The sequence below is a fragment of the Paraburkholderia sp. genome, from assembly GCF_028283785.1.
Classification (GTDB): Bacteria; Pseudomonadota; Gammaproteobacteria; order Burkholderiales; family Burkholderiaceae; genus Paraburkholderia.
In genome coordinates this window covers 126,939-139,485 of record NZ_JAPWKB010000005.1, presented here as the reverse complement: position 1 = coordinate 139,485, position 12,547 = coordinate 126,939, and the positions used below count along the sequence as shown (strand labels likewise).

Genomic DNA, 12,547 nt, shown 5'->3' with positions numbered 1-12,547 from the left:
ACCAAGGCGGCACATCCTCGCGGATGCGGCCGCTACCCCCTCGTTTGCCCCGCCACCAACCCGGCGACCACGCTTCCCGCCACCGGCAGATCGAAGCGGAACACCGTGCCCGGCCCCGGGCGATCGACCAGGTGAATCTCGCTGCGATGCAGTTGCAGCATCCGCTGCACGATCAACAGTCCGAGCCCGCCGCTGCGATGCGCGCCGGCCGAACTGAACGGCCGCTGGAACAACGCAGCGCGCCGCTCCGGCGGAATGCCCGAGCCGGTATCGCTGACGGTCACCGACACCCGGCCGTCGCGATGCGCCAGATCGACATTGATCACGCCGCCCGCCGGCGTATGACGAATCGCGTTATCGAGCAGGTTCGTCAGCACCCGTTCGATCATCCCCAGATCCGCCGTCACGTTCGGCAAGCGCTGCGGAATCCCCGCGCGCAGCTGGATGCCGCGCGCTTCGGCGGGGAGTTCGAACTTCTGGAAAATGTCCTGCAACAGATCGACCAGCGAGAAATCTTCCAGCGCCGGTTGCACGATCCCATGTTCGAGCCGCGCCAGTTCGAACAGCGCCTGCGCGAGACTGCCCACCTTGACGCTTTGCGCGAGCGCGATCGCCAGATAGCGCTTGCGATCGGTTTCTTCGAGCGTGTCCGACTTCAGCGACAGCGTCTCCAGATAGCCATGCAGCGACGTCAGCGGCGTGCGCAGATCGTGTGAAATATTGGCGACCAGCTCGCGGCGCTGCTGATCCTGCTGCGTCAACGCGCGCCATTGTTCGCCGATCCGCGTTGCCATTTGCGAGAACGTGTTTTCGAGCACCGCGATTTCGTCGCGCGATCCGGCCGCCGCGCTGCGCGGTACGCCCGGTTGACGGTCGGGCTCGCCGTTCGCGTCGAAACGGCGCATCGCATCGGTCAGACGGCGCAACGGCCGCGTGATGAAACCGAATGCCATCAACCCGGCCAGCAACCCCAGCACGGCGACCAGCGCCATCGACCACAACGTGTTGCGCAAGACCGAGCTGGCGGCCACGCGCGCGGCCAGTTCGTCGTGCGCTTCGCCGAGCAGCACCACGTAGATGTAGCCGGGGCGCGCGCCGTCCGGCGTGCGGATATACGCGGCGCTGAACACCTTCTTGCCGTCGGCGCTGCGCGGGTCGTCGCCGAGAATCGGCAATGCGTCACCGGCGATAAACTGGCGCAGCGGTTGAACGTCCACGTGTTCGCGCTTCAGATGACCGGCCGGCGCGTCGTGTCCCTTGATATTGCCCTGACTGTCGAGCAGATACACCTCGACGCTCGGATTCACCACCATCAATTGACCGAACAACCGCCGCACCGCGTCGGGCCGGAAACCGTTCGTGTCCATCAACGCCGAATTGCCCGCGATATGCGCGGCGAGATCGCGCGACAGATCCTGAATCACCTCTTTCTGATGCAGATCGCTGGAGCGGATTTGCAGCCACGCCGACGCGCCGCAGCACGCGAGCAGCAGCACGGAAAAGACGATCGACAGCCGTTGGGTCAGTGTCAGGTTCACGATGCGCCCCGATCGTGCGCTGCCGGTGCGCCGCCCGCGTGGCTGGCGAGCTTGTAGCCGTGACCCCAGACGGTCAGGATCCGGGCCGGTTGCGTCGGGTCGGCTTCGATCTTCGCGCGCAGCCGGTTGATATGCGTGTTGACGGTATGTTCGTAGCCTTCGTGCTGATAGCCCCACACCGCGTTCAGCAGGTCCATCCGCGAAAACACCTTGCCTGGATGCCGCGCGAAGTAATGCAGCAGATCGAACTCGCGCGGCGTCAGATCGAGCGGGTTGCCGTCCACCGACGCTTCGCGCCTGACCGGATCGATCGACAGGCCGTCGAGCTCGATACTGCCCGCATCCAGCCGCGAATCCTTCGCGAGCGCATCGACGCGCCGCAGCAACGCTTTCACGCGCGCCACCAGTTCGAGCACCGAGAACGGTTTGGCGAGGTAATCGTCCGCGCCGAGTTCGAGACCGAGGATGCGGTGCACTTCGCTCGACCGCGCGCTGGTGATGATGATCGGCGTGTAACGGGTCATTGCGCGCGCACGCCGGCAAATCTCCAGACCATCGACGCCCGGCAGCATCAGATCGAGGATCAGCGCGTCCCAGCCGCCCTGTTCCAGCAGGCGCAAGCCTTCGTTGCCGTCGGCGCTGTGCACGACTTCGTAGCGCTCGTCGCGCAGATGCAGACTGAGCACATTCGCAATATCGACGTCGTCTTCGACGATCAGAACGCGTTTCGGTTGATCCATACGGGTTTGGCGGGTTGGGCTCGCCCTATGCGGGCCGATGACGGGATTAGGGGCATTTTGCGCGATTCCGGCGGCGCGAGTTATCACATTTAATTTAAGTTTCCGTGAGGACTTCGACACCACGCGAGGACTACGATCGCCTCACTTTCCAACGCTTCTTCGAGGACACGATCATGGCAGGCCGCAGACAGTTTCTGTTCACGGGCGGCGCGGCACTCACCGCGCTTTCCGCCGCCGCCCTTACCGGCTGGCGCGCGCTGGCCGCCACGCCATCGGCCGCCGCCGATTCGAACGGTGCGACCGGTGACACCGGGAGCGCCGCAGCGGCGAAATTCGAGGTCAGCTACACCGACGCGCAATGGCGCAAAAGTCTGAGCTCCGCCCAGTATGAAGTGTTGCGCGAAGAAGGCACCGAGCGTCCCTACACCAGTCCGTTGAACGACGAGCACCGCGCGGGCGTGTTTGCATGCGCCGGCTGCACGCTCGACCTGTTCGCGTCGCGGACCAAATTCGACAGCCATACCGGCTGGCCCAGCTTCTACGCACCGCTCGACCACGCTGTCGCGACCCGCGAAGACGGCTCGTTCGCGATGGTCCGCACGGAAGTGCATTGCCGGCGCTGCGGCGGTCATCTCGGTCACGTTTTCGACGACGGCCCGAAACCGACCGGCCTGCGCTATTGCATGAACGGCCTCGCGATGACGTTCCGCCCGTCGGCCGCCTGAGCGCGCCGAACGTCCTGAAGGTCACGCACGCCCCGATTCCGACATCACGCCCATCCACGAACCCGACGCCATCATGCTTCTCCTTGTCCTTGCCTATCTCGGCGGCGCACTGACGATTCTCAGCCCGTGCATCCTGCCTGTGCTCCCGTTCGTCTTCTCGCGGGCCGATCAACCCTTCACGCGCAGCGGTTTGCCGCTGCTCGCGGGCATGGCGCTGACCTTCGCGCTGGTCGCGACGCTGGCCGCTGTCGGCGGCGGCTGGGTGACCCAGGCGAACGAGGTCGGACGCTGGGCCGCGATCGTGCTGCTCGCGGTGTTCGGGCTGACCTTGCTGCTGCCGCGCCTCGCCGATCATCTGATGAAGCCGTTCGTCAGCGCCGGCAACCGGCTGACCGAATTCGCGCAGGCCGACGGCCGACCGGCGCGCGCCGGGTCGTCGTTCGTGCTCGGCATCGCGACGGGCCTGCTGTGGGCGCCGTGCGCCGGACCGATCCTCGGTCTCGTGCTGACCGGCGCGGCATTGCGCGGCGCGAGCGTCGGCACGACGTTCCTGCTGATCGCGTATGCGGCCGGCGCGGCGACGTCGCTGGCGGTGGCGCTGCTGATCGGCGGCCGGGTGTTTGCCGCGATGAAGCGCTCGCTGGGCGCGGGCGAATGGGTCCGGCGCGGGATCGGCGCGGCGATGCTGTGCGGCGTGGCCGCGATCAGCCTCGGGCTCGATACCGGCGTGCTGGCCAAGGTCTCGACCGTCGCGACCGGCGGCATCGAGGAGAAACTCGTCGATAGGCTCTCCGGCCATGCGAGCGGTGCGCAGGATCCAGGTGGTCCGTCGATGAAAGCCGACACGGCCGCGATGACGGCCAATTCCGCCGTGCCGATCCCGACCGACAGCAACGCGACGATGAGCGCGTCGGGCGGCGCGATGATGCGCACTGCGCAGGCCGTCGGCGGCGCACCGGCCGCGCTGCCGGTCGAAGGCACGCTGCCCCCGTTGAGCGGCGCGGTGCAATGGCTGAATTCGCCGCCGCTGACCGCTCAGGCGTTGCGCGGCAAGGTCGTGCTGGTCGATTTCTGGACGTACTCGTGCATCAACTGTCTGCGTTCGCTGCCGTACGTGAATGCGTGGGCGCAAAAGTACAAGGATGACGGGCTGGTCGTGATCGGCGTGCATGCACCGGAATTTGCGTTCGAGCGGAATATCGACAACGTGAAAAAGGCGACGCACGACCTGGGCATCGATTACCCGGTCGCAATCGACAACAACTACGCGATTTGGCGCGCCTTCAACAATCAGTACTGGCCCGCGCACTATTTCATCGATGCGAAAGGACAGATCCGCTATCACCACTTCGGTGAAGGCGATTACGCGGAATCGGAGAAAGTGATCCAGCAACTGCTGGCCGAAGCCGGTCACGCGGACGTATCGAAAGTCCCGACCGGTCTGACGAATGCGACCGGCGGCGCGATGAAAGTCACCGGCGTGCAGGCCGCCGCCGATAACGCCGACATGCAGTCGCCGGAAACCTATATCGGCTATCAGCGCGCGGAGAATTTCGTGTCGCCGGGCGGTGAAGCGCAGGACAAGGCGCATGCGTATCGCGCGCCGCAACAGCCGTCGGTGAACGATTGGGGACTGGCCGGTACATGGAACGTGGGCGCCGAACACGCGACGCTCGCCGCCCGGAACGGCCAGATCGTCTACCGCTTTCATGCGCGCGATCTGCATCTGGTGCTCGGTCCGGGCGCCGACGGCAAGCCGGTGCGGTTTCGCGTGAGCATCGACGGCGCGGCGCCCGGCAACGCGCACGGCACCGACATCGCCGCCGACGGCAGCGGCACGGTCACGCAACAGCGGCTGTATCAACTGGTCCGTCAAACCGGCGACGTCGCGGATCACACGTTCGCCATCGAATTCCTGGATTCCGGCGTCGAGGCGTATGCGTTCACCTTCGGCTGACCGGCCGTGAATCCGGCCACGCGTGGCGCTACGTACATGAGCTTGATGTCGTGCATCGAGCGTCGCGCATCGATCATGCAGTAACGAATCAACGAACCTTTGAAGGACGGCAATCATGGCTCTATCGAATCACGGCACATCCGGCTGGACGCGATCATCGAAGGCAAAGCTGGCAGGCGTCGTCGTGCTCGCGCTGAGCGCGGCGGTGTGGCAGCGCGTCGCCAATTCGGCGGAAGACGCGACGAAAATTCCGGCGCCCGCGCAGGACGAGAAAGTGGTCGCGACGAAGCACAGCGAGACGGCGGTGTTCGCGGGCGGCTGTTTCTGGGGCGTGCAGGGCGTGTTCGAGCACGTTCGCGGCGTCAGGCAGGTGGCGTCCGGCTACAGCGGCGGATCGGCGGGAACGGCGCAGTACGAGACCGTCAGCGGCGGCGACACCGGACATGCGGAATCCGTGCAGATTACGTTCGATCCGACCCAGATCACGTATGGACGTCTGCTGCAGATTTTCTTTTCGGTCGCGCATAACCCGACCGAACTGGACTATCAGGGACCGGACCACGGCACGCAATATCGGTCGGCGATTTTCCCGATGAATCCAGAGCAGCGCACGGTCGCGCAGGCGTATATCGCGCAACTCGACAGCGCGCACGTGTTTCCGGCGAAAGTCGTCACGCGTGTCGAGGATTACAAGGGTTTCTATCCGGCTGAGGCGTATCACCAGAACTTCCTGGTGCTGCATCCCGACTATCCGTACATCGTCGTCAACGACATGCCGAAGGTCGATTATCTGAAGAAGATGTTCCCGGACGTCTGGCGCAACGATCCGGTGTTGCTGAAGGCGTCGTTGTAGGCGTTGGTGTAGGCGTCGTTATCCGCACGCGGCTCAACGCGTGCGCTTCGCGCCTAACGCGCTCATCTTCCGGTACAACGTGTTGCGCGAGACGCCCAGCATCCGCGCCGCCGCCGACACGTTGCCGCGATGCATTTCCAGCGCCGACGCCACCGCCGACAGCGCGAGTTCGTCGAGCCGCGCTGTCGCATTCTGCAAGACAGGCGACGCGGCCAGGTCCGGCGCGGTATCGCCGGCATCGACGTCCGTGCGACGAGCGCCCGGCGTGTCGAAGAAGTCTTGCGGCAGATGCTCGTCGCGTATCACGGTTTCGCCGTCGTCGAGCATTGCGCAGGCAGTCCGCAGCACGTTCGCGAGTTGACGCACGTTGCCCGGCCACCGATGTCGGACGAAAGCCGCCATCACCTCCGGCGACAACGTGACCGCCGCCGCGCCCGGCGTTTCGCCACTTCGCTCCGCGCGCAGGATCTTGTCGACGATCGCGGCGAGATCGGTGCGTTCGCGAAGCGGCGGCAAGGTCACGTTCATGCCGTTGATCCGGTAATACAGGTCTTCGCGAAACGCGCCGCGCTCGATGCCGTCGCGCAGATTGCGATTGGTCGCGCAAATCAGCGAGAACTCGACGGGAATCACGCGCGTGCTGCCGAGCGGCGTCACCGTGCGTTCCTGCAGCACCCGAAGCAGACGCGTTTGCAGCGATGGCGGCATATCGCCGATTTCGTCGAGGAACAGCGTGCCGCCGTCGGCTTGCAGGATCTTGCCGGGCGCGCCGCGTCGCGACGCGCCGGTGAACGCGCCTTCGTCGTAACCGAACAGTTCGGCTTCGATCAGCGAATCGGGAATCGCGGAGCAGTTGACGGCAATAAACGGGCCGTCCGCGCACGGCGAATCGCGATGGACCGCGCGCGCCAGCACGTCTTTGCCGGTGCCGGTTTCACCGCCGATCAACAGCGCGATGTCCTTGCCGATCACTTTGCGCACGCGTTCGACCAGCGTGGCGACCCGTTCGTCGCCTGTCATCAGATAGCGCAAGCCGGACAGCTTGACCGACGACGTAGCCGCAACCGCCGATCGTACCGGCGCAACCGGATGCGGCTCGCGCGGCGTGGCTTCGTCGAGCGTCACGGAAGTTGCGCGGCGCCACATCACGTTCGCGAATACGCTGACGCCGCTGTGCAGACACAGCGACATCGGCTGTTCGCGCGCTGCACGGTGACGCATCTGTGCGAGCAGTTCGCCGTGCGACAGATCGAATAGCGACGACATCGTATGCGCGCGCAACGCCGCCAGCGACAAACCCAACTGGAACTGCGCGCTACGGTTCGCCGAGACGAAGCGGCCGTCCGGCGTGAACGCGGCGATGCCTTCCATCAACGTGCCGAGAAACTCGGGCCGGCCGTGAAAATGAATGCATAACGCGTCGGGAAAGGCGCTCGTGAACAGATGATTTTCGATCATTTGCGCGGACATCTTCGCGAGCGCCATCGTGTGCTGATGATGGTTGCGGCTGTCGCCCGTCACATCGAGCACGCCGAGCAGTGCGCCGAACGGATCGAGGATCGGCACGCTCGAACACGCGAGAAAGCGGTTCACGCGCAGATAGTGTTGGTTGCCGAGTACGGTGGTGGCGAGACCGGCGGCAATCGTCGTGCCGATGGCGTTGGTGCCTTGATGCGCTTCGCTCCACAGCGCGCCGGGTTGCAGTGCCACGCGTTCGGCGCGCGCCAGGAAATCGTCGTCGCCGAGCGAGTGGAGGATCAGGCCGTCCGCGTCGGTCAACGCGACCATGCTGTGCGTGTTGGCGATCTGGCCATACAGCGTTTCCATCACCGGCAGCGCATGCGCGCACAGGCAGCGGTTCTGGTCGCGTTTGATGGCGAGGTCGGCGGTGTCGAGCAGACGATAATCCGGCCGCATGCCGTCCGACAGGCCGAAGCTGCGCGAACGCTCGTGCGATTGACGGATGACGTCGAGCGTCATGCTCGCGCCCGTACTCGCGCCCGATAGCGCAAGCGTGCGGCCCGCAACAGCGCGGTTGAAATCCATGCGTCTCCTCCGTTGGCCGTGGCGGCTCGTGAGCTTCGCGCGCCACTTCATGGCAGCGCTTTGCGAAGACACGACGTCCGGATGCGCGGGTTCGACGCCCATCCGGTCCGCACGGCATTCCGTAGATCGACACACTCTACCACCTGGATCACCGTCAGTTCGTGACGCGCTCGACCGGATGCGCGTCGAGCCATGCCGACTCCACGTCGTCGAACAGGCGCGAGCGCGTCAGAAAGCGCAGACCGGTCGGACGTTCGAGCGAAAACATCCCGCCGTTGCCGGGCACGGCGTCGATGATCAGTTGCGTGTGCTGCCAGTACTCGAATTGCGAGTCGCTCATGTAGAACGGCACGCCGCCAATCTCGCCGAGCTTTACGTCCGATGAGCCGACCATGAATTCGCCCAGCGGAAAACACATCGGCGCGCTGCCGTCGCAGCAGCCGCCGGACTGGTGAAACAGCAGGTCGCCGTGCTGCGCTTTCAGTTTTTCGATCAGCGCGATCGCGGCGGGTGTCGCCACCACGCGCTGGGTCACTGCGTTGTCGGTGTCGCCCATGACGGTGCCTCGGAAAGTAACGCGGCGAATCGCTTGCGCGATCCGCCGCACAACACGTCCAGAAATCAGACGGGATCAGAAGACATCAGACTCGATCAGAACGCGTCAGAAGAACCCGAGCGGTTTGTCGCTATAGCTGACCAGCAGGTTCTTCGTTTGCTGATAGTGATCGAGCATCATCTTGTGATTCTCACGTCCGATGCCCGATTGCTTGTAACCGCCGAATGCCGCGTGCGCCGGATACGCGTGATAGCAGTTGGTCCACACGCGACCCGCCTGGATTTCGCGTCCGAAGCGATATGCGCGCGTGCCGTCGCGCGTCCAGACGCCCGCGCCGAGACCGTACAACGTGTCGTTGGCGATATCGAGCGCCTCGGCTTCGTTCTTGAACGTCGTCACCGAGACCACCGGTCCGAAGATTTCCTCCTGAAAAATCCGCATCTTGTTGTGACCGCGGAACACGGTCGGCTTCACGTAATAGCCTTCGCTGAGTTCGCCTTGCAGTGCGTTTCGCTCGCCGCCGGTCAGGCATTGCGCGCCTTCCTGCTTGCCGAGATCGATATACGACAGGATTTTTTCGAGCTGTTCCTGCGACGCCTGCGCGCCGATCATCGTCTTCGGATCGAGCGGATGCCCTTGACCGATCGCCGCGACGCGCTTCAACGCCCGTTCGATGAAACGGTCGTAAATGCTTTCCTCGATCAGCACCCGCGACGGACACGTACAGACTTCGCCCTGATTCAGCGCGAACATCGTGAAGCCTTCGAGCGCCTTGTCGAAGAAACTGTCGTCGGCGTTCATCACGTCGGCGAAGAAGATGTTCGGGCTCTTGCCGCCGAGCTCCAGCGTGACCGGAATGATGTTCTGGCTGGCGTACTGCATGATCAGGCGGCCGGTGGTGGTTTCGCCAGTGAACGCGATTTTGGCGATCCGCTTGCTCGACGCCAGCGGTTTGCCCGCTTCGAGTCCGAAGCCGTTGACCACGTTCAACACGCCGGGCGGCAGAAGATCCTGGATCAGTTCGACCAGCACCAGAATCGACGCGGGCGTCTGTTCGGCCGGTTTCAGCACGACGCAGTTGCCGGCCGCGAGCGCGGGCGCAAGCTTCCACGTCGCCATCAGGATCGGGAAATTCCACGGAATGATCTGGCCGACCACGCCGAGCGGTTCATGGAAGTGATACGCGACCGTGTCGTTATCGATCTGGGAGAGCGAGCCTTCCTGCGAACGCGCGGCGCTCGCGAAGTAGCGGAAGTGGTCGATTGCGAGCGGGATATCGGCGGCCATCGTTTCGCGCAAGGGCTTGCCGTTGTCGATGGTTTCCGCGACTGCGAGGCGTTGCAGGTTGGCTTCGATGCGATCGGCGATCTTCATCAACAGGTTCGAGCGCTCCGTCACCGAGGTCTTGCCCCAGGCGACGCGCGCTTCGTGCGCGGCGTCGAGCGCGAGATTGATGTCCGCTTCTTTCGACCGCGCCACCTTCGTGAACGGCCGGCCGGTGATCGGCGAGATATTGTCGAAATACTCGCCGTCGAGCGGTGCGACCCACTTGCCGCCAATGAAGTTGTCGTACTGCGATTTGAACGGGAATTCAGTCGGCAGATACTGCATTTCTGCATGATTCATGTGCGTGCTCCTCGCATGTTGTGGAATGACCGCCGCAGCGGTTGCCAATGCAGGCGGGAACGATGAGTGCGAGATGCGTGCCAGCGCGCTTGCGGACGGCGGCGGGGTGCGCGGCCGCGATGACGCGCGACGCGTGGCCACGTGTTGACGGAACCGGCGGCGCGCGCGGATCGATGCAAGCGTGTGCAGGCGCAACGGGAAATGTGTGTCGCGACGGCGCGCCGGGTGTATCACGTGTGCTGAAACGGAACACATCGCCTGAACAGCGGTGTCACGGATCGCGGCGCGCCAAGGTGCTAACGCGGCGGGAAGTCAGGCGAGACGAGCGGAACGACGTGAAGCGGGACAGAAGGGCGGGTGATGCTGGAAGGTTGAGACGAGAGGCCGGGTACGAGCGGAAGGCGACGAAAGCGGAATGTCGCGGGTCAACCGGCGGAAATCGTGACGTAGGCGAGGCTGGTGGGCATTTCGAACGAATCGACGCGGCACGCGCGTACGTCGAGCACCAGTTGCTCGACTTTGGTTAAACGGTCTTCGAGTTGATTCCGGTCGGTTCCGACCGCGGCACCCACTCTTTCGAATAACGATTTACGGGTCATCACCAGCAACGCAACTGCGCTGTGACGTGCCATAAAGAATGCTTCTTGAGCCATTATTTATAATTCGTCATACGTTTGTGATGGCGAAAGAATACACTGGAATCGCCCGTCCCATAAGGAAAATCAATTACTTTTTCTTTCCGGGAGAATGAATCGATGCTGAATGGGCCATTGAATACCGCTTGTGCCGGGCGGTAATGGCGGTGAATCGCAATAACGCGTCGCAGGTGAATTGCCCGCTAAACAGGCAATTATCCACCGCGTAATGCTTAATCCAGAAAGCGCAAATACCGCTATAACAGCGTGAATTGCGCGGTAATCAGGCGAACGATTAATCGCACGCCTGATCGATATTATTTTGCTGAATCTTTTGTGACGGCAGGCGATTCGCCCGTCTGGACGGCTGCGCCGGAAACCGCAGCGGAAGCCGCGGCAGGAACTGCCGCCGCGCCCGGCGTCGCCGCGCTGTTTTCCCAACCGCCGCCGAGCGCGAGGAACAGATTGACCTGATCGACGGCGACCTGGCCTTCGGCGGCCGCAACCTGCGCGCTGACCGACGTCAGCGTGCGCGTCGCGTCCAGATCGGACAGATACGATTCGCGGCCCGCGCGATAGAAACGATGGGTTTCGTCGGCGGACTGGATGGCCGAGCGGTGCGCCGATTGCAGCGCATCGGCGCGTTGCGCGTCGGCGGCGTAGGTCGCGAGACTGGTCTGCGTTTCGCGCAATGCGTTCAGCACGACGCCGTCGAAGTGCGCGAGCGCGCCCGCGGTCGATGCTTCCGCTTCACGCACGCGCGCGCGCTGACCGTTTGCCGGGAAGGTCCAGCTAAGCAGCGGACCGAAGCTCCAGCGCGCGGTCGGCGACGTGCCTAAGTCGTCGAGCAAACCGACCAGGCCCGTCGATGCACCGAACGAGATCGACGGATACAGCGCGCCGGTCGCGACGCCGATCCGCGCGGTTGCGGCCGCCAGCTGGCGCTCCGCCTGGCGCACATCGGGACGGCGCTTGAGCAGCGCCGCGCCGTCGCCGACCGGAATCGGCTGACGCAACTGCGGCAGCTTCGTGCAACTCAGCGCGGCGGGCGGCAAATTGGCCGGCGCGCGCGCGAGCAGCATCGCCAGTTGATATTGCGCGATCTGGCGGCGCGCGATGAAGCGCGGAATATCGGCGGCGAGCGTGTCGCTTTGCGTCTGTCCGCGCGTCACTTCGGTCTGATTGCCGCGTCCAACGTCGCGCAGACGCTGCGACAGCGACACGCGCTGCTTCTGCAACGCCAGCGATTGCCGCGCGATCGTCAGTTCTTCGGCGGCCGAGCACGATTCGATATACGCGCGAACCACATCGGCGACGACCGTGATGCGCGCCAGATCGCCAGCGGCGACGACCGCGTCGGAGTCCGCTCGCGCGGCTTCGACGCCGCGTCGCAGCTTGCCGAACAGATCGAATTCGTACGACACGCTGAGGTTGACGTCGCCGAGGTTGTCGACCGGCAACTTGCTGAATTCCAGATATTGCTCGGCCGATTCCTGAGCGCGCTCGAATGTTGCCGACGCGCTACCGGAGAATCCGCCCTGCGAATCCGCCACTTGCAGCGCGGCGCGCGAGCGCGCCAGATTGGCGGCGGCGACGCGCAGGTCGGTGTTCGACGCGAGCGCGTCGGTGACCAGTTCGTTGAGCGCGGGATCGTCGTACAGTTGCCACCAGTTCGCCGGCACCGGCTGTTGCGTGACGGGCGCGCTGTCCGCACCGACGATCGGCGCGTTCGCGTAAGGCGCGTTGACGGCGGCGTCGTTCGGCAGCGAATAGTTCGGCCCGACGGTCGTGCAGGCGCTCAATGCAACCAGCAGCGGCGCAAGCGCGGCGACCGGCATCCACGGCGTTCGTGCCGTTCGTGATGGTCGCGA

The 12,547-nt window shown here is 64.3% G+C and carries 10 protein-coding genes; 3 read left to right on the top strand and 7 right to left on the bottom strand.

Features of this window, described 5'->3' with window-relative positions; genetic code table 11:
• Window positions 1-32 precede the first annotated feature (32 nt).
• Window positions 33-1,538, bottom strand: coding sequence for a HAMP domain-containing sensor histidine kinase (locus PW947_RS04695; protein ID WP_299629911.1), 1,506 nt, complete (start codon window positions 1,536-1,538; stop codon window positions 33-35).
• Window positions 1,535-2,278 (bottom strand): response regulator transcription factor, encoded by a 744-nt coding sequence (locus tag PW947_RS04690; protein ID WP_299629910.1) that lies wholly within the window; start codon window positions 2,276-2,278, stop codon window positions 1,535-1,537. Before PW947_RS04690 ends, PW947_RS04695 begins: the two co-directional genes overlap by 4 nt.
• A 173-nt stretch (window positions 2,279-2,451) precedes the next feature.
• On the opposite strand from PW947_RS04690, the gene msrB reads away from it, so the two are divergent.
• The 3 genes from msrB to msrA all read left to right on the top strand — a co-directional run bounded on the left by msrB (window position 2,452) and on the right by msrA (window position 5,813).
• Entirely contained in the window at window positions 2,452-3,003 is a 552-nt protein-coding gene (gene msrB, locus PW947_RS04685; RefSeq protein WP_299629909.1) for a peptide-methionine (R)-S-oxide reductase MsrB, read from the top strand.
• Between the two features lie 73 nt (window positions 3,004-3,076).
• Window positions 3,077-4,960: a cytochrome c biogenesis protein DipZ gene (locus PW947_RS04680; RefSeq protein WP_299629908.1), complete on the top strand. Its 1,884-nt coding sequence runs from the start codon at window positions 3,077-3,079 to the stop codon at window positions 4,958-4,960.
• A gap of 115 nt (window positions 4,961-5,075) precedes the next feature.
• On the top strand, window positions 5,076-5,813 hold the full coding sequence (gene msrA, locus PW947_RS04675; RefSeq protein WP_299629907.1) for a peptide-methionine (S)-S-oxide reductase MsrA: 738 nt from the start codon (window positions 5,076-5,078) through the stop codon (window positions 5,811-5,813).
• A 33-nt stretch (window positions 5,814-5,846) separates the two neighbouring features.
• Here msrA and PW947_RS04670 read toward each other — a convergent pair whose 3' ends face one another.
• The 5 genes from PW947_RS04670 to PW947_RS04650 all read right to left on the bottom strand — a co-directional run bounded on the left by PW947_RS04670 (window position 5,847) and on the right by PW947_RS04650 (window position 12,514).
• Window positions 5,847-7,793, bottom strand: coding sequence for a sigma-54-dependent Fis family transcriptional regulator (locus PW947_RS04670; protein WP_299630575.1), 1,947 nt, complete (start codon window positions 7,791-7,793; stop codon window positions 5,847-5,849).
• Window positions 7,794-8,013: 220 nt separating this feature from the next.
• The gene (locus PW947_RS04665; RefSeq protein WP_299629906.1) at window positions 8,014-8,415 is read right to left on the bottom strand and encodes a DUF779 domain-containing protein; all 402 of its coding nucleotides are present in this window, start codon (window positions 8,413-8,415) and stop codon (window positions 8,014-8,016) included.
• A 105-nt stretch (window positions 8,416-8,520) separates the two neighbouring features.
• Window positions 8,521-10,041 (bottom strand): aldehyde dehydrogenase, encoded by a 1,521-nt coding sequence (gene adh, locus PW947_RS04660; protein ID WP_299629905.1) that lies wholly within the window; start codon window positions 10,039-10,041, stop codon window positions 8,521-8,523.
• Between the two features lie 425 nt (window positions 10,042-10,466).
• A complete protein-coding gene (locus PW947_RS04655; protein ID WP_299629904.1) occupies window positions 10,467-10,673 on the bottom strand; it encodes a hypothetical protein in 207 nt (68 codons plus the stop codon).
• Between the two features lie 320 nt (window positions 10,674-10,993).
• Window positions 10,994-12,514 (bottom strand): efflux transporter outer membrane subunit, encoded by a 1,521-nt coding sequence (locus tag PW947_RS04650; protein ID WP_299630573.1) that lies wholly within the window; start codon window positions 12,512-12,514, stop codon window positions 10,994-10,996.
• Window positions 12,515-12,547: the final 33 nt, after the last annotated feature.